Consider the following 17,653-nt stretch of genomic DNA (forward strand, 5'->3'; position numbering starts at 1 on the left):
AACAGTTTTAAATAATAGACTGTTACTTCTTTTTGTTCAATTTAGAACGAAAAAATTGATAGATTTGCGCGGCTTCTTAATGGGAGCATTACTGCTCTATACCTAAACATAAAATAAGCAATCTTTATGGCGCAGATTTTCCCCAAGTGGACAAATCAAGTTCCCCGAAAAATCTTAATTGGTTTAATTGTCTTACTCAATGCTATCATTTTTGGCGTTTGGTATTTCTTCTCACCTGAATACACCGATGTAGGCTATGCTCCGGAACAGCCGGTTCCCTACAGTCACCAACTTCACGTAGATCAGCTTGGACTTGATTGTCAATATTGTCATACCAGCACATTTGACTCTAAGCAAGCCAATATTCCGGCTACTCAAACCTGTATGAACTGTCATAATCAAATTCAAACAGACAGTGAAAAACTTGAGTTGGTTCGGGAAAGCTGGCAATCAGGTAAAGCCATAGAATGGGTCAGAGTTCACAACCTGGCTGATTATGCCTATTTCAATCACTCAGCACACGTTAACGTTGGTGTTGGCTGTGAAAGCTGCCATGGAAGAATTGATAAAATGGAAGTTGTTTATCAAACCGAGCCGCTTAGCATGGCTTGGTGCCTCGACTGCCACCGGGAGCCTGAGAAATATATCCGCCCTGTCGATGAAGTAACCACCATGGGCTATCAGGTTGAAAATCAGCTTGAACTTGGAAAAGAACTGGTAGACAAAAAGAATATTCATGCTCCGACCTACTGCCAGGGTTGCCATTATTAATAATGTGAAGGATTCAGAAATTACAGATCAACAGATGAGCGAAGAAGTTAAACAAACCACATACTGGAAAAGCTTAAAAGAGTTAGCAAACAATAAGGAATATCAAAAGTTTGCTGAGCGCGAGTTCCCTGAAAATGCCACTGAATTAACCGATGGTGTTTCACGTCGTGGCTTTCTTAGGGTTATGGGAGCCTCAGTAGCCCTTGCCGGGTTAGCGGCCTGCCGACGGCCGGTTCAAAAGATCCTTCCCTATTCAAAGCAACCGGAAGATGTAGTACCCGGCGTACCTTTATATTATGCAACCGCTATGCCGGTTCAAGGTAACCTTGTCGGATTGATAGCAGAAAATCACGAGGGAAGACCTACAAAATTAGAAGGAAATGACCTTCATCCTGCCAGTAAGGGTGGAACAAGTATTTTTAATCAGGCCGCTATTCTAGGCCTTTATGACCCTGACCGATCGCGTTCTCCATTGAATAATGGAAACAAAGCCACCAAAGCAGACTTTACTGAGTTCGCAGCATCACACTTTTCAAATACCGGTCAGCGAATTGCCTTTATTTCTGAAGCTAATTCCTCTCCTACCTTTAATGGACTGAAAGAACAGGCTCAATCTAAATTCCCTAACTCAACCTGGGTTACCTATGAGCCTTTTGGTGAAGATAATGTAATTGAAGGTAATCGAATTGCCTTTGGCCGTCGTTTAAGAACACATTATAATTATACAAATGCTGATGTTATCGTTTCTTTAAATGATGACTTCATGGCATCCACACATCCAAATAGTGTGGAATATGCAAAACAGGTGTCTTCCCGACGCAAGGTAACTGACACTAACGGCGAAATGAACCGAATCTACGCTGTTGAGGATTCCTTTACACTCACCGGTTCTTATGCTGATCACAGATTAAAGCTTAAAGCGAGTGAGATAGAAGCATTTACGTATGCGCTTGCTGCTGCACTTTCTTCACGTATCAATGGACTGAACGCATTTAGCAGTTATTCAAATGAGTTCTCTGACCATAAATGGACCACAGTGCTTGCTGATGAATTAGCAGCAAACGCAGGTGCCTCAGCACTTTCGGTAGGATCTCAGTACAAACCTGAAGTTCATGCTGCAGTGGCAGCCATCAATCAGGCTCTTGGAAATGCAGGGAATTCCGTAAACTATCTCGAAGTACCACATTTCGACGATCAGAACAACAATCAGGCTTTTGCTGATGTTGCAGCTGAAATGAAAGCAGGCAATATCGACACGGTTGTAATGGTTGGCGTGAACCCGGTTTACACTGCCCCTGCTGATCTTGATTTTGAAAATGCACTGTCTAACGTTGAAACCGTAGTTAATCTATCGGATTACGTAGACGAGACAGCCAAAAAGACCACATGGCATGTAAATCGTGCTCACTTCTTGGAAGCATGGGGTGATGGCTATTCTTATGGCGGTGCCCGTTCCATAATTCAACCACAAATTCAGCCTCTGCACGATGGACTGAGTGAAATTGAATTTTTGAATACGATCGTGAACGGTGAAATGATATCCGGATATGATCTGGTTCAAAATACCTTTAGAGGGTTTTACAGATCAGGTTTCAGCAATCGCTGGACTAATATCCTACACGATGGAATTGATACCTCTGATAATTACACAGCTGTAAACGTAAGATTAAGCAACGGCTTTGCCTCTGCAATGAATCAGGCTACATCCAATATTTCGGTCGCTTCCGGAATGGAAGTTGTTATCCGCCCGGATGCTACTTTATATGATGGCCGTTATGCCAACCTTGGATGGCTTCAGGAACTTCCTGACCCAATGACCAAGATCACATGGGACAACGTGGCTTTAATGAGTCCGGCAACGGCTGAAAAATTAGGCGTCAAAGAACAAAGTGCCGGGAAAGATATAACTGATGTAGTTGAAATAACTATAAACGGCAAGACTATTAATATTGCAGCCTGGATCCAACCGGGGCATGCTGATGACTCTATTACACTAACTGCCGGTTATGGACGTGAAAGTATTGGCCGAGTTGCCAACTCTTACATGGATTATACTGCGGGTGGTGTGGATATTTATCCGATCAGAGGCACTCAAAATATGTTCTTTGCCTCTGCCAGCGTATCTAACACCGGCGATACATACGAAATTGCTTGCGTACAGGACCATTATAGCCTTGAAGGTCGTGATATGTACCGACAGGCTTCCCTCTCCGAATACAAAGAGAATCCTGACTTTGCCTCCTTCGAGTCAGTTCATACTTATCCTGTTCCTGGGATGGCCGAAGCAAGAGAAAATGGAGATACTGACGGACCAATCTCTCTGTTTGATGAGCAAACTTACCCTGATTACGAACCTCAATGGGGAATGGCTATTGATTTGAACTCCTGTTTTGGTTGCGGAGTATGTGTGATAGCTTGTCAGAGTGAGAACAACATCCCAGTGATCGGTAAGAAAGAAGTAAAAATGGGTCGCGAAATGCACTGGATCCGTAATGACCGTTATTATGTGGGCGATGATGCAGATTCACCCCAGGCGGTACACCAGCCTGTCCCTTGTATGCATTGTGAATTAGCACCTTGCGAGCAGGTTTGTCCGGTTGCTGCTACCACCCACAGCGATGATGGAATGAACCAGATGACGTATAACCGTTGTATTGGTACCCGTTATTGTGCTAATAACTGTCCTTACAAGGTACGCCGCTTCAATTTCTTCAATTATCCAAAAGAATATTTAACAACGGGCGATGATCCGGATATCATTCAGATGGCTATGAATCCGGAAGTTACCGTTCGTTTCCGTGGGGTTATGGAAAAATGTACGTATTGCGTACAACGTGTTAACCGTGCCAAGATCGACGCTAAGATTGAGACAGGATCACCTAAACCGGCCGACGGAACTGTCAAGACTGCATGTCAACAGGCCTGTCCTGCCGATGCGATCTACTTTGGCGATCTGACCGACGATAACAGCGTTGTTGCTCAAATGAAACGCAACGAAAGAAACTTCCAGATGCTGGAAGAGCTGAATACACGTCCAAGAACCTCTTATATGGCTAAACTTACGAATCCAAACCCAGCTTTGGCTTAAGATATTAATCAGGAATACATCCAAAACATGAGTAAATACCAATACGTACCGGAACCCGCTCTTGTAAAAGGCGATCATGACTTTTCGAGCCTTACACGACTGGTTACTGATATTAATTTACGTCCCACTCCGAAATTATGGTATCTGGCCATGCTCGGAGCCAACGCACTTCTAATGGTAATGGTAGTAGCCATTGGTTATCTGATATGGGAAGGAACCGGAATCTGGGGGCTTAACAATCCTGTTGGTTGGGGTTGGGCCATTATCAACTTTGTATGGTGGGTAGGTATAGGCCATGCCGGAACATTAATCTCGGCTATCTTATTCTTATTCCGTCAGGATTGGCGTACCGCTATTAACCGTTTTGCTGAAGCGATGACCATCTTTGCTGTAATGTGTGCCGGGGTATTTCCGGCCATTCACGTTGGTCGTATTTGGGTCATCTATTGGGTTTTTCCGATCCCCAATCAAATGGCAATGTGGCCTAATTTCAATTCCCCTCTTTTATGGGATGTTTTTGCTGTTTCCACTTACTTCACAGTATCCTTCCTTTTCTGGTACGTAGGGCTGGTTCCTGATCTTGCAACGATCCGAGACCGCGCCACTGACAAGATCAGAAAAGTTACTTATGGTATCTTTTCCCTTGGATGGACCGGATCAAACCGCCATTGGTGGAATTATGAAAAAGCTTACATGATACTTGCCGGTTTGGCTACTCCCCTGGTACTTTCAGTTCACACTATTGTATCATTTGACTTTGCCGTTTCTATGATACCGGGTTGGCATACAACCATTTTTCCTCCCTACTTTGTGGCCGGTGCCGTATTCTCCGGTTTTGCCATGGTACTTACATTGATGATCATAGCCCGCAAGATCTACGGGATGAAAGACATCATGACTGATGATCACATGGAAAAAATGAATATTGTGATCCTCGTAACCGGATCTATGGTGGGTTTTGCCTACATTATGGAATTCTTTATAGCCTGGTATAGCGGCGTTGAATATGAAAAAGCTATATTCCTTCTACGTGCCACCGGACCCTACGCTTGGGCTTACTGGACTATGATGATCTGTAACGTGCTGTCCCCTCAATTCTTTTGGTCCAAAAAATTACGTCGCAGTGTAGGTTTCACTTTCTTTATTTCTATTGTAGTGAATATCGGAATGTGGTTCGAACGATTTGTAATTACCGTAACATCACTGGCAACAGATTATCTTCCTTCCAGCTGGGATTATTTTTCCCCAACTATTTGGGACGTAATGACTTATGTTGGAACATTCGGATTATTCTTTACTATGTTCCTCCTGTTCCTGCGTTTCTTACCGATGATCGCACTTGCAGAGATAAAAGCTGTTATGCCATTGGCAGATCCTCACAACTATGATGAGGAAACTAACGAATACGTTGCCCCTAAAGTTGAAGTCCCTGAACCTCAATCTGAGAAGGTTTAAGAATATGAGTACTACAGAAGATCAAAAATTACATAGTATACTTGCGGAATTTAGGAATCCTAAGGAACTAACAGATGTAGCCAAAAAGATGGCTAATTCCGGATATAACAGATTTGATACTTTTAGCCCTTTTCCTATTCATGGAATGGATAAAGCAATGAATCTTAAAAAATCTAAATTAGGCTGGATCGTTCTTGGTCACGGAGTTCTTGGTTTTACCTTAGCTGTTGCTATGATGTATTACATGTCGGTGATTGACTATCCACTTAATATCAGTGGGAAACCATTTTTTAATGCTCCTGCCTGGGTACCAATTATATTTGAACTGACGGTGCTCTTATCCGCTTTTGGAGCTGTTTTTGGGATGTTCTTCCTTAACGGACTTCCAAAATTACATAATCCTCTTTTCAATTCAGAAAGGTTTAAAAAAGCAACTGACGATGGTTTCTTTGCCTGCATTGAAGCGGATGATGATATGTTTGAGGCAGAAAAAGTAAAAGAACTTTTTGAGGAAGCCGGTGCTACTCACATTGAGGAAGTCTATGAATAAAAAATCTACACATACACTATTTACAGGCATGAACGTAAAAGGAATGTTTAAGGTAGCCGGTATTTTTGCACTGGGGATCTCTTTATCAGCCTGCCAGGGTCAACTCAGTGAAAAACCACCTGTTCATCCTAATATGAATATGGATCAACAACCCAGAAAAGAAGCACAGGAAGTTAACAACTTTTTTGCTGACGGAAGGTCCATGCGTCAACCAGTTGAAGGTACTGTTGCCAGGGGGTTAGCCAAAACTGATAAAGCTCTGTATGAAGGTGTTGATGATAATGGTGAGTTTATTGACTACATACCTGTTGATTTGACAAGATCATTCCTCTATCGCGGAAAAGAACGGTATAACATTTTTTGTGCCCCATGTCATGGACAAACCGGTGCCGGTAACGGTGTGATTATGGAAGGAGGATATGGTTATGTACCTGCTCCATCTTATCATGAACAAAGAGTACGTGATCTTACTGACGGTGCTTTGTACTCTGCCATTTATAATGGGGTGAGAACCATGCCATCCTATTCAACTCAGATACCTGTTAAAGACAGATGGGCAATTGTGGGATATATCAGAGCTTTACAGGCTAGCCAAAATGTATCTGAACAGGAATTACAACAATTTGATATAGATATTGCTGCACTTCAGGCTAAAGCTAATGAAGACCAAGCAAGGATGGATTCTATTGCAGCTGCAAGTCAACCACAAGAAACTCCTGAACCTTCAGTTTCACTTGGACAAGAAGTTATCACAGCGAATGCCTGTGGTACCTGCCATAGTGAAGACGGATCAGCTGGTATCGGACCAACATGGACCAATCTTTTTGGCAGTGAAGGCCAAGTGGTAACCTCAGAAGGTGAGACTATCACTGTTACTAAGGATGAAGAATACATCCGAGAGTCTATTGTTGAACCTGATGCCAAGAAGCCTGTTGACTACGAACAAGCAGTTATGGCCTCTTACAGCTACTTAGCTGATCATGAGATCGAATCCATTGTTCTTTACATAAAAAATCTTGATAACTAAGAACTTTGCTTAACACACTTTTAAAATGAGTCATAAGCCTACTTTAACAGATTCTCTACAATTTCCAGCCGAAAGCAAAGTTCCAGGTGCACTATTGGGTATTGGTGCTATTGGATTAATTGCCACTGCGATAGGATATTTCCTTGATGCTGACCAATTTTTCTTTTCATATCTGGTAAGTTTCACTTTCTTCTCAGGCATTGCCCTCTCAGCTTTGATCATGGTAATGTTGCACCATATCACCAATTCAAGCTGGGGTGTAGTTTTCAGACGAATTTCTGAAACCTTTACTGCCAACATTTGGATCTGGGCCATATTTATTATTCCTATCCTTTTTGGAATTCATAATCTTTACCATTGGAGTCACCCGGAATTATTAGAATACGGTACAGAAGAATACGATAAGATCGTAGCCGGTAAATCACCATTCCTGAACTCTACCTTCTTTATCATTCGTCAAGTTATCTATTTTGCTATCTGGGGTTTCCTTGGTTATAAACTGCACAAAGTTTCTGTGCAAATGGATAAAACAAATGATTGGGGATTAACCTCACTATTAAGGAATATCAGCGCCCCTGGAATATTGTTGTTTGCTTTTACCGTGGCTTTTGCCGGGTTTGACTGGTTAATGTCACTTGACCCGCATTGGTTCTCAACCATGTTCGGTGTATACTTTTTTTCTATCAATTTTCAGGCTTTTTGGCCGGTAATGATCCTTCTGGTTTTCTTCCTTCACAAACAAGGATTACTAACTAACACCATTCGCCAGGTACACATTTATGATCTTGGTGCGTGGTTCTTTGCATTCACAGTATTCTATGCCTATATCGCGTTCTCACAGTTCTTATTGATCTATTACGCTAACCTTCCCGAAGAAACCATCTGGTATTATCATAGAATGGAAGGCGGTTGGCAATACTTACTTTACGGATCACTGATCTTTCGCTTTGCCGTTCCGTTTTTGGTACTTTTAAACCGAGAAGCAAAAAAGAACAGGACCATCTTAGGCGCAGTTTCAATTATGGTATTGATTGTTCATTTTGCTGAGATCTACTGGATAGCAATGCCAACACTTTACGATCACGGTCTCAGCTTCAGCTGGATGGATGTGACAGCTTTTATTGGTCTTGGTGGAATTTTCTTTGGTCTATTTTTCTATAAGTTCAAGCAAAACGACATGATCCCGAAGAATGATCCCAAACTTGAAGACTGCCTCTCAAAATCCTATCACCAATAATCATTTTTAACGATGTCAGATAAGCAAAGTTCAGAATTTAAATCAAAAGTTGCTCAGGAAGCTGCATCTGAAAGCCAAAAGGTCATTCAAAAGATCGCAGCTAAATATGAAGTATCTGAGGAAGAGGTTATTAAATGGACCTCAAAATACAGCGATAAAGGCATAGGGCTCTCCCAAACTGGATCACAATCTGATTCTGACGAAGGTTCAGTTGAAGATGTAGATATATCTACAGAAGATGAGGAATTAGCTTCCGGTGTCTCTCATGGAGTAATGAGTGATAATCTTAATTACGGAAAACTTATTTTTTGGTCTACAGTGGGGACTTCATTAGTGGTCATATTTGTAGTGGCAATCGTCTTCTTTTCACAATACAGCCTTTTTGAGGCACAAAAAGAGGCCTCATTAAGGGTTACTTATTCTGATTTCAGTGAATTATGGGCGGAACAAGAGCAAGAGTTAAACAGTTTTGGAGTCGTCGACCTTGAAGACGGCATTTATCGAATTCCTATTGACAGTGCAATTAATAAAATTGCTATAGATTAAAAATTCACCTATGAGACGTATTACACTGCCGGCAATTCTAATATTGTTAGCAGTGTTTCTGAATTCACTATCTGCTTTTGCGCAGCTAAATCGTGAAGAACCGGATGCGCTGCAAAATTTAAGCATTGACGAGCATTTGGGCGATTATATCCCCTTAGATGCTAAATTTGCAGCCTCGAACGGCGACAGTGTTACTATAGGTGATCTTTTGGTAGAGGGTAAACCGATTTTATTGAATCCTCTTTACTACGAATGCCCCATGCTGTGCGGCCTGGTTCTGGATGGAACTATTAATGTGATCGAAGATCTGGCATGGAAACCCGGTAAAGACTTTATTGTTATTTCTATCAGCATCGATCCTCAGGAAAACGCAGAACTGGCCAGAAGAACTAAACAAAATTATCTGTCTCAGATGGATTCAACCACAAAAAGTGGCTGGCATTTTCTTACAGGAAATAAATCTGAAATCGATAAAGTAGTTGAAGCCGCAGGGTTTAGATATAAAGAAATTGAAGAGACCGGTGAGTATGCGCATAGTGCAGCGATCATTTTACTGAGTCCTAATGGGAAGATCACCAGGTATTTATATGGTATCTCCTATGATGAGTTTGACGTCCGTAATGCACTGTATGAATCTGCAGATGGTAGAATTGGCAGTACAATTGACAAAGTAGTTATGTATTGCTACCAATACGATCCGGATTCCGGCAGTTACGTACCAATGGCATTCAACATTATGAAGCTTGGAGGCTTGGCTACACTGATATTTCTCGGTATATTCTTAGGTCTACTCTGGCTTCGCGAAAAACGCAAAAAAAACAACCTTAAAATCTGAATTTAACTAATGGGCAGTTTATTCGACTTCATGCTCCCGGAATTAAAATCTCCTTTAACCGGGGCAAGTACCGATGCATTGATGGGTTTCATCCACCTTGTAAGCTTCATCATTCTTGCCGGTGTAACGATTGCAATGATCTACTTTGCGATCAAGTACAAACGCAAATCTGATGACGATGAAACACCACTTATTACTCACAATAATACTTTAGAGCTTACCTGGTCGGTAATTCCACTTATCTTGGTCTTTATCGTATTTGGATGGGGATATTCCGGATGGCTAAATCTACAAGCCGTTCCTGACAATGCTTATGAGATCCAGGTATCTGCCTACAAGTGGGGCTGGACATTCAGTTACGAAAATGGAGCTCAGGTTGGTAACGAGGTACACGTACCTGCCGGCCGGCCTGTAAAACTTGTAATGAAATCTCAGGATGTACTTCACTCCTTTTTCGTACCTGATTATCGTATTAAACAGGATGTATTGCCTAACCGATATACCTATGTATGGTTTCAGGCTGAAGAAACCGGTGAATCTCAGGTATTTTGCACAGAATATTGTGGCACCTCTCACTCAGACATGCTTGCAAAGGTGATAGTACACTCACAAGATGATTTTGATAATTGGCTGGCTTCACAAAGCACAGGTGGCGGCGAAACTCCGGTTGAGAGAGGCGAAAGCCTTTTAACTCTTCAAGGTTGTATCACTTGTCACTCTGTTGACGGTTCTGAAAAGATAGGCCCTTCCTTCCAGGGATTGTGGGGTAGTGAAAGAAACTTTGAAAATGCTTCTTCTCTTACCGCTGATGAAAATTACATTCGTGAATCCATTTTAGATCCGGGTGCAAAAATTGTACAAGGATACCAAAACCAAATGGTTAGTTACGAAGGTCGCTTAAGCGATGACGATATTTCTGATATTATTGAATACTTAAAAACTTTAGATTAACATGGCTACAGCTGAAGTATCACCAGCATCTACTGGTACTAAAAAAACAATTAAGGTTAAACGCTACACTCCCAGCGAAAACCCCAAGAAAACCTTCTATACTGAAGAACGAGGACTTTGGGCATGGTTAACTACCGTTGATCATAAAAAGATCGGGCTTATGTATCTGGGTTCAGTAACATTTTTCTTCCTTTTGGGAGGTGTTCTGGCCCTTCTTCTAAGAACTGAACTCCTTACACCTGCACAAACTTTTATTGAAGCTGATACTTACAATCAGTTCTTTACCCTGCACGGTGCCATTATGGTCTTCTTTGTGTTGGTGCCTTCGATACCGGCAGCACTTGGGAACTTTGTTTTACCTATGCAGCTTGGCGCAAAGGATGTAGCCTTCCCCCGTTTGAACCTTGCAAGTTTATACATCTACATCATAGGTGCAATCTTTACATTTATCGCCTTAGCCAATAATGGTTTAGATACAGGTTGGACCTTTTACACCCCTTATAGTACGGATTCCACTTCCAGTGTAATTTGGGTAACAATGGGCGTCTTTATTTTAGGTTTTTCTTCAATTCTTACTGGAACCAACTTCATTGCAACCGTGCACAAGTTAAGAGCACCGGGGATCACGTGGGGTAAATTGCCCTTAAATATCTGGGCTCTGTATGCAACCAGTATCATTCAGGTACTTGCAACCCCGGTTCTGGCCATTACACTGCTACTGCTTACAATGGAGCGTTTCCTGGGTATTGGCATATTCGACCCTTCCATGGGAGGAGACCCTGTATTATTCCAGCATTTTTTCTGGTTCTATTCTCACCCGGCGGTATACATCATGATCGTACCCGGCTTTGGAATTATATCTGAGGTAATCACAACGTTTTCCAAGAAACATATATTCGGTTATTGGGCAATTGCATTGTCATCTTTAGCCATTGCATTCATTGGATTTCTGGTTTGGGGACACCATATGTTTACTTCAGGTCAATCTGCTGTAGCAACTACTGTATTTTCATTCCTGACCTTCCTGGTAGGGATCCCAACAGGCATCAAGATCCTGAACTGGGTGGCAACGCTCTACAAAGGTTCTATTGAGATGAAGACTCCAATGGTTTACGTTTTCGTCTTCCTGTTCCTTTTCTCTATTGGCGGTTTCACAGGAATTATGCTAGGTGCTCTTTCTGCAGACATTCACCTTCACGATACCTATTACGTTGTGGCCCACTTTCATTATGTGATGATGGGTGGAACATTGATAGCATTACTTGCAGGTTTGCATTATTGGTGGCCAAAAATGACCGGCAAGATGTACAATGAATTTCAGGCTAAGATCGGTGCTGCGCTGATCTTCGTCGGTTTCAATATGACCTTCCTCCCACAGTTCATTATGGGATCACAAGGTATGCCTAGACGTTATTACAACTACATCGATCAGTTTACGATTTTCCATCAAACATCAACCATCGGTTCATACATCCTTGGTGTCGGGTTCCTGCTGATCGCATATTATCTAGCAAAATCTCTGATGAGCGGTGAGCGAGCAGGGTCTAATCCATGGGGAAGCCGTGGTTTGGAGTGGCAGTCAACTTCACCCCCTGATCTGCACAATTTCGATCATACACCGGTAGTGATCAATGGTCCTTATGACTACCACAAACCAATGGAAGAATTCCAGCTTGGGATCGCAAATTCTCATGACGACCAGCACTGATTCATAAGCAATAATTTTATTCAACAATTAATTCTAACTATTAAAACACAACTCGGGAAGTAATGGCGAATCATTCGACTTCACACCCTACGCATGTGCAACATCACTTTGTTGATTCTGATCAACAATTTGATACCGCAAAATTGGGTATGTGGGTGTTTCTTGTTAACGAAATCCTATTCTTTGGCGGACTGTTCTGTGCTTATATCGTATACAGAACCTGGTATCCGGAACTCTTTCAAATGGCGGCTTTAGAACTAAACACGTTCTGGGGAGCCGTCAACACGGTGGTTCTTATCGGTAGTAGTTTGACGGTAGCCATGGCTATCCGTTCTGCTCAAAAAAATCAAATGAAAGGGCTTAGGATCAATCTACTTATTACTATTGCACTGGCAATTGTTTTTATGGTGATCAAGGGATTTGAATATGCTCACAAGTTTGAATTAGGAATATTTCCGGGCGAGTTCTATACCTATGAGGGTATTGATCATCCGCAGGCAGCCATCTTCTTTAGTATCTATTACATGCTGACCGGAGTGCATGCACTTCACGTAATTATCGGGATCGGATTGATCTATTGGATCTACCTGCGTGCTAAAAAAGGAGAATTCAGCAGTGAGTATTATACCCCTGTTGAGATCACAGGTTTGTACTGGCACTTGGTCGACCTCATCTGGATCTTCTTATTTCCGCTCCTATACCTCATTGAATGATAGAAATTATTTAACACAACAAAACTATGAGCGAACATAATCACGAACATCACATCTCATCAGCTGGCCAACTTTGGGCTGTTGGAACAGCTTTGTTAATTCTGACCATCATAACTGTGGTACTAGCAAAGTTTATTGTCATACCATCACCATTTGATGTAATAACAGCGATCACAATTGCATTAATGAAAGCATTTTTAGTAGCTGCGTTCTTCATGAATCTCTACTGGGATACGAAATTTCACGCTTTGTTATTATTCATGGCTGTAGCATTCTTTCTTTTAATGATATCTATTACATTACTTGATACATTATATCGAGCCGACGTGGTTCCATCATTCTAGATAGGAATAATCACTATTTTAAAGCCTCATTTATATAGAATGAGGCTTTTTTTATACCCATTACTTTCCATCATTTAACTATCCGACATTCTGATTCCTCTCCCCTGATTGTTATATTCAATCTAAAATAAACTGAATTCAGACTATGAGCTTATCTAAAACAACGTTCGGCCCTTTTGAACTTTATGCCATTGAAACAGGAGACTTTCGCCTTGATGGAGGTGCTATGTTTGGGGTAGTACCTAAAACACTATGGGAAAGAAATATACCCGCAGATGATAAAAACCGTATTCCAATGACTATGCGTTGTCTACTCATCAAGTCAAAAAATACAGGTAGGGTTTATTTGATCGATAACGGGGCCGGTACCAAGTTCAATGATAAGATGACGAAGATCTATCAGCTGGATCATTCAGATAAGAATCTTGAAAATTCATTCAAAGAACATGGCTTTTCTTTTGATGATGTAACTGACATCATTTTTACACATCTACATTTTGATCACTGCGGCGGAACCAGCTATTATGATGAGAATAATGAATTAAAGCACACATTCAGCAATGCCATATATCATGTAGTTGACTCTCATTGGGAAACGGCAACTGATCCAAATGCACGCGAAAGAGCCAGTTTTATGCCTGAAAATATCGGTCCTATCAAAGACTCAGGAAGACTTAATTTAGTTGGTGATAAGCACGAATATGAACCCGGCTTAACCACTATCACAGTAAATGGACACACAAAAGGACAGCAATTGCCAAAGATAACTCACGATGATGAGTCTATTATCTTTGTGGCAGACCTTTTACCAACGCATGTTCATGTCCCTTTGCCATGGGTAATGGGCTATGACATGTATCCGGCTCAAACGCTGAATGAGAAAAAGGAGTTTCTAGAACAGGCTGCTTCTGAAAATTGGAATCTCTTTCTGGAACATGACGCTGAACAGGAAATGATCCGTATTCAGGAAGATGATGGCAGATTTAAGGTAAGTGATCATTTTACCTTGAACGAACTTTGACCTTTTCATATCACTTAGAATAGACATAGTTAAGATATTGGATGCAGCAGAAGCTAAATCATAGCAGTGTTGATGAAGTCAGGGAGAAACTACTTTCTGCTTACAACCGAACTATGTCTGTCTTTAAGAACAGGCGATACCTGCAAGCGCTGATCATATTGTTTTCTACAGCTACTGTGCTTTTGTTAGCTGAACAGTCTCTCTATTTATCTGTCTCTGTCAAAAGCGCCATTCTTGTGGCTATTATACTCCTATCGGTTTATGTAGCTTTTTTCAAAAGGCACAGCGAATATTTTATAAGTTTTGAGACTTATTACAGAGAGTTCAGCCGTACAAGCGAACTGCCTGAACTTAAGGACGCAATGGATCTTCAAAACTCAAAGGTTGGAAACAGTGACCTTGTTAACGCTGCGATCTTACAAAGTCTCAGCAAGGTTGAGCCTGATAGACTCGACAACATTCTACGTGATTATAGTAATAATTCTAATCTACATAAGAATTTTAAATCTTCTTTTATCATTGGGACCGCTGCTTTTCTTGTATTTTCTGCGACTGTCATAAATTTTGACAATGCAGCCTCCCGTACTTTTACTTTCTGGGAAAACTACCAAAAGCCAAATCCCTATGAATTTAATGTAGCACCGGGTTCTGTCACATTGGAACAAGGAGAGCCGGTTAGAGTAGAGGTCAGTTTTTTGGGCACAGATTTTCCCGAGCATGTAACGCTAAATATCAAAACTACCATTGAAGAGTCTTTCAGAGACCGACCAATGGAAAGAAACAGTAATTTATTTACATCAATGCCGATTGAGGTATACAACAATCTGCAGTATTACATCAGTATGGATGAGTACCAAAGTGATATCTATTCTATTGATGTTCAGTTAAGACCACGTTTTCTTGAGCTTTCGGGTCAGATCACACCTCCATCCTATACCAAACTAGGAAGCAATAATTTTGTGTATCCTTCCTCTCAGATAAGAGGCTATAAAGGGTCAGAACTAAATCTGTCAGGCAAACTGAATAAAGGCGTAAGATCACTGATTGTCACTTCACTTACTGATTCGACCTCACTACAGGTTCAATCTGACAGTACCTTTACACATTCATTGAGAATCACAAAACCGGATACTTTACAATTTCAAATAGAAGACAGTACCGGATTGACCAACGATAATAAATTTCAGCTGATCATTGCTCCTCTTGAGGATGAATACCCAATGGTACAGATCATTGAACCTGAGAGCAACCTAAAACAGATAAATCCTGAAACCATTGATATTTTGTATCGGGCATCAGATGATTTCGGGCTAACATCTGCCGGACTTAATTATGAGTTGAATCGGGCTTATACAAATGAAAAAAATACCGGCTCTATAGAACTGGATATCCCAAATTCAAATACGATAACTCCCTACGTTTGGCCACTGGAAGAGTTGAATCTTAAACCACAAGATGTACTCACTTTTTGGATAACCGTACAGGATAATGACGGGTATGAAGGATTAAAAACCTCAAGTTCTCAGCGCATCACTCTGGAGATTCCATCCATGGTCGACTATTTAGATAATATGGGTGAAAAAGAGGACGATATAACCTCCGATTTAAAAGAAATCTCCGAAACGTTTCAGCAAACAAGGGAGCAATATGAGCGCTTCAAGGAAAAACTCAAAAATAATCCAGAAAATGCAGGTTATGAGGAAAAAAGTGCATTAAAACAGGTCCAAGAGCAACAAGAGGAGGTACAACGGCAGATAGATGAACTCAATGAAAAATTTGAGGAGCTCAAAGATGAAATGAGTCGGGATAATATATTATCTGAGGAAACCCAGAGGGCTTATGATGAACTTCAGAAACTGATGGAAGAGATCGATGATCCTGCATTCCGTGAAGCACTTGAGAAGATGCAGGAGCAATTAGATAATATGAGTCCTGAGCAGCTCAGACAGGCCATGGAAGATCTTGAATTCAATGAAGAGTTATATCAGGAAAGACTTGAACGCACTATAGAATTGTTCAAAAAACTAAAACTGACTTCAGATCTTGATAAGATTGCCAAAGCTTTTGAGGATCTGGCCAGACAGGAAGAGGAAGCTAAACAAAGTGAAAGTATTTCTCAGCAAGCCCAAAAGAAGGAAACCATTGAGGAGCATAAAAAAATCAACGAACAGGTAGACGGTCTTTCAGAGAATACATCTGACAGCAACCGAAAAGAGGTAGAAGAGTATCGAAAGAGCACTCAGGAAAGAATAAATGAGATAACAGAAGAACTCAAAAAGGAACTTGAGCAGCCTGATCCTAAAACTTCTAATGAACAGGACGAAAGTCCTGATTCCACTAAACGGGAAAACAGACAAAAACGGATCGATCAGTACAGAGATATGTCTGATAATACCAGAGACCTGATGGATCAGATCAATCAGGAACAGATGCAGATCAATATAGCCGGTCTCCAATATGTACTTTACTCTATGCTGAATCTTTCACTGGAACAGGAAGATCTTACAACTTTGGTGGCCACCACGGAAAATCGAAGTCAGGCCTACGTCATTTACGCACGGGATCAGCAAAACATTGAAAGCATCTTTTCTACCCTTTCTGATTCTCTGTTTCAACTTTCATCACAGATCCCTCAATTTTCGAACCGGATCAACCAAAAGAAACTGGAAGTTGAACAACAACTTACCAGATCCATGTCTCAGCTCACTGAACGTGATCAAAGTCAAGCTTCTATTGCCTCTCGCCAGACTCTGGGAGGTATCAATGAGATCGCATATATGTTAGCCAACCTTCTGGAACAACTGCAGAATTCGGATGGAAATGGTCAGGGGGGCGGCAGTGGTTCTTCACAGCAGATCATGGAACAATTGCAACAATCAGGTCAGCAACAACAGCAACTGAATCAAAGATTACAGGAACTTATCAATGACATTCAGGGTGACCGTCTTTCTCAGGATCAAATGGAGCGTTTGAATCAACTGGCCGAGCAGCAAAATATGATCCGCAGACAATTGCAGCAATTGCAAAGAAGCGGTGAGTTTGATGGCGACCGGTTGGGAAGTGAGCTTCAAAGAATGATCGAGGAGATGGAAAATACCATCAACGATCTTCGAGGTGGAAGCACTGATGCCGTTATGATAGAAAGACAGCAGAATATTCTTTCGCGTATGCTTGAGGCTGAAGAAGCTATTCAGAAAAGAGACGAGGAAGATAAAAGGGAGGGACAGCGTCCTGAAGATTTTGAACGAACAACACCGCCTGACCTTACGATCGAAGAACTGGAAAAACAGATCAGAAACCGATTGAACGATCCAAATTTCACTAAGTTTTCTCCCGATTATCAAAGACTCATTCAAAATTATTTCGAATTATTGAAAGAACTTCAGGAGCGTGAAATACAGTAAGTG

General features: G+C 41.3%; 14 protein-coding genes. All 14 read left to right on the top strand.

Annotated features, from left to right (window positions below; translation table 11 throughout):
• Positions 1-126: 126 nt before the first annotated feature.
• The 14 genes from ACKGJO_RS08500 to ACKGJO_RS08565 all read left to right on the top strand — a co-directional run bounded on the left by ACKGJO_RS08500 (position 127) and on the right by ACKGJO_RS08565 (position 17,650).
• On the top strand, positions 127-771 hold the full coding sequence (locus ACKGJO_RS08500; protein ID WP_411322990.1) for a cytochrome c3 family protein: 645 nt from the start codon (positions 127-129) through the stop codon (positions 769-771).
• Positions 737-3,859 carry a TAT-variant-translocated molybdopterin oxidoreductase gene (locus tag ACKGJO_RS08505; protein ID WP_411322991.1) on the top strand — a complete coding sequence of 1,041 codons (3,123 nt, stop codon included), beginning with the start codon at positions 737-739 and terminating at the stop codon, positions 3,857-3,859. The genes ACKGJO_RS08500 and ACKGJO_RS08505 overlap by 35 nt, the downstream gene beginning before the upstream one ends.
• A gap of 27 nt (positions 3,860-3,886) precedes the next feature.
• Entirely contained in the window at positions 3,887-5,314 is a 1,428-nt protein-coding gene (gene nrfD / locus ACKGJO_RS08510; RefSeq protein WP_411322992.1) for an NrfD/PsrC family molybdoenzyme membrane anchor subunit, read from the top strand.
• A 4-nt stretch (positions 5,315-5,318) separates the two neighbouring features.
• Positions 5,319-5,864 (top strand): DUF3341 domain-containing protein, encoded by a 546-nt coding sequence (locus ACKGJO_RS08515; RefSeq protein WP_411322993.1) that lies wholly within the window; start codon positions 5,319-5,321, stop codon positions 5,862-5,864.
• On the top strand, positions 5,857-6,891 hold the full coding sequence (locus ACKGJO_RS08520; RefSeq protein WP_411322994.1) for a c-type cytochrome: 1,035 nt from the start codon (positions 5,857-5,859) through the stop codon (positions 6,889-6,891). Before ACKGJO_RS08515 ends, ACKGJO_RS08520 begins: the two co-directional genes overlap by 8 nt.
• Before the next feature lie 25 nt (positions 6,892-6,916).
• A complete protein-coding gene (locus tag ACKGJO_RS08525) occupies positions 6,917-8,128 on the top strand; it encodes a hypothetical protein (protein WP_411322995.1) in 1,212 nt (403 codons plus the stop codon).
• Between the two features lie 12 nt (positions 8,129-8,140).
• Positions 8,141-8,674 (top strand): hypothetical protein, encoded by a 534-nt coding sequence (locus tag ACKGJO_RS08530; RefSeq protein WP_411322996.1) that lies wholly within the window; start codon positions 8,141-8,143, stop codon positions 8,672-8,674.
• Positions 8,675-8,684: 10 nt separating this feature from the next.
• The gene (locus ACKGJO_RS08535) at positions 8,685-9,509 is read left to right on the top strand and encodes an SCO family protein (RefSeq protein ID WP_411322997.1); all 825 of its coding nucleotides are present in this window, start codon (positions 8,685-8,687) and stop codon (positions 9,507-9,509) included.
• Positions 9,510-9,518: 9 nt separating this feature from the next.
• Positions 9,519-10,460, top strand: coding sequence for a cytochrome c oxidase subunit II (coxB, locus tag ACKGJO_RS08540; protein ID WP_411322998.1), 942 nt, complete (start codon positions 9,519-9,521; stop codon positions 10,458-10,460).
• A gap of 1 nt (position 10,461) precedes the next feature.
• Positions 10,462-12,168 carry a cytochrome c oxidase subunit I gene (gene ctaD / locus ACKGJO_RS08545; RefSeq protein WP_411322999.1) on the top strand — a complete coding sequence of 569 codons (1,707 nt, stop codon included), beginning with the start codon at positions 10,462-10,464 and terminating at the stop codon, positions 12,166-12,168.
• A 62-nt stretch (positions 12,169-12,230) separates the two neighbouring features.
• Positions 12,231-12,881, top strand: a complete 651-nt coding sequence (locus tag ACKGJO_RS08550) for a cytochrome c oxidase subunit 3 family protein (protein ID WP_411323000.1) — start codon at positions 12,231-12,233, stop codon at positions 12,879-12,881.
• A gap of 26 nt (positions 12,882-12,907) precedes the next feature.
• The gene (locus tag ACKGJO_RS08555) at positions 12,908-13,225 is read left to right on the top strand and encodes a cytochrome C oxidase subunit IV family protein (protein WP_411323001.1); all 318 of its coding nucleotides are present in this window, start codon (positions 12,908-12,910) and stop codon (positions 13,223-13,225) included.
• Between the two features lie 145 nt (positions 13,226-13,370).
• Positions 13,371-14,246, top strand: coding sequence for an MBL fold metallo-hydrolase (locus tag ACKGJO_RS08560; RefSeq protein WP_411323002.1), 876 nt, complete (start codon positions 13,371-13,373; stop codon positions 14,244-14,246).
• A 41-nt stretch (positions 14,247-14,287) separates the two neighbouring features.
• On the top strand, positions 14,288-17,650 hold the full coding sequence (locus tag ACKGJO_RS08565) for a coiled-coil domain-containing protein (RefSeq protein WP_411323003.1): 3,363 nt from the start codon (positions 14,288-14,290) through the stop codon (positions 17,648-17,650).
• The last annotated feature ends 3 nt before the right edge of the window (positions 17,651-17,653 follow it).

This window comes from Gracilimonas qinghaiensis (assembly GCF_046602855.1).
In the GTDB taxonomy this organism is placed as follows: Bacteria; Bacteroidota; Rhodothermia; order Balneolales; family Balneolaceae; genus Gracilimonas.

Coding starts and splice junctions, on each gene's coding strand:
- ACKGJO_RS08505 (WP_411322991.1), top strand. CDS start 737: ATGCTCCGACCTACTGCCAGGGTTGCCATTATTAATAATGTGAAGGAT.
- ACKGJO_RS08530 (WP_411322996.1), top strand. CDS start 8,141: ATGTCAGATAAGCAAAGTTCAGAATTTAAATCAAAAGTTGCTCAGGAA.
- ACKGJO_RS08520 (WP_411322994.1), top strand. CDS start 5,857: ATGAATAAAAAATCTACACATACACTATTTACAGGCATGAACGTAAAA.
- nrfD (WP_411322992.1), top strand. CDS start 3,887: ATGAGTAAATACCAATACGTACCGGAACCCGCTCTTGTAAAAGGCGAT.
- ACKGJO_RS08560 (WP_411323002.1), top strand. CDS start 13,371: ATGAGCTTATCTAAAACAACGTTCGGCCCTTTTGAACTTTATGCCATT.
- coxB (WP_411322998.1), top strand. CDS start 9,519: ATGGGCAGTTTATTCGACTTCATGCTCCCGGAATTAAAATCTCCTTTA.
- ACKGJO_RS08500 (WP_411322990.1), top strand. CDS start 127: ATGGCGCAGATTTTCCCCAAGTGGACAAATCAAGTTCCCCGAAAAATC.
- ACKGJO_RS08555 (WP_411323001.1), top strand. CDS start 12,908: ATGAGCGAACATAATCACGAACATCACATCTCATCAGCTGGCCAACTT.
- ACKGJO_RS08515 (WP_411322993.1), top strand. CDS start 5,319: ATGAGTACTACAGAAGATCAAAAATTACATAGTATACTTGCGGAATTT.
- ACKGJO_RS08525 (WP_411322995.1), top strand. CDS start 6,917: ATGAGTCATAAGCCTACTTTAACAGATTCTCTACAATTTCCAGCCGAA.
- ACKGJO_RS08565 (WP_411323003.1), top strand. CDS start 14,288: ATGCAGCAGAAGCTAAATCATAGCAGTGTTGATGAAGTCAGGGAGAAA.
- ACKGJO_RS08550 (WP_411323000.1), top strand. CDS start 12,231: ATGGCGAATCATTCGACTTCACACCCTACGCATGTGCAACATCACTTT.
- ctaD (WP_411322999.1), top strand. CDS start 10,462: ATGGCTACAGCTGAAGTATCACCAGCATCTACTGGTACTAAAAAAACA.
- ACKGJO_RS08535 (WP_411322997.1), top strand. CDS start 8,685: ATGAGACGTATTACACTGCCGGCAATTCTAATATTGTTAGCAGTGTTT.